Genomic DNA, 413 nt, shown 5'->3' on the forward strand with positions numbered 1-413 from the left:
CCACAAGACGTTTGTAGGGGAAAGTGACGGTCTCACTCCCTGAGTGGTCACGTAGATTTATTAACTATTTGAATAGTCTATTTTTTATCTCAACATCATTGGTATAACTAGTATGGGAGATGTTGGACCAATTCAGGCTAGGGCAGAAAAATCGTCTGGCAAAGCGCTATTTATGCAAGTTTTTTCATGAAATGAGCGAGATCGCATATTTGACAGCGGAATTTGCTTGTAACGTGTGCTTTGGCGATTATGAAAATTCTTTCATTTTTCAATCGGAGCTGGATCACAAAATGGATAAAAAGCTGCGCGTCGCCGAAATTGCCGCCCGCACCGGGCTATCGCCCAGAACCGTTTCACGCGTCCTGGCCGGGAAAGCGAATACCAGCGACAAGGCGCGCCGGGCGGTGCTGGAC

General features: G+C 47.0%; 1 protein-coding gene. It reads left to right on the forward strand.

What is annotated here, in order from left to right; genetic code table 11:
- Positions 1-119: 119 nt before the first annotated feature.
- On the forward strand, positions 120-413 hold a 294-nt coding region (locus FJV41_RS56210; protein ID WP_220138051.1), incomplete at its 3' end, for a helix-turn-helix domain-containing protein.

The organism is Myxococcus llanfairpwllgwyngyllgogerychwyrndrobwllllantysiliogogogochensis, from assembly GCF_006636215.1.
Lineage (GTDB): Bacteria > Myxococcota > Myxococcia > Myxococcales > Myxococcaceae > Myxococcus > Myxococcus llanfairpwllgwyngyllgogerychwyrndrobwllllantysiliogogogochensis.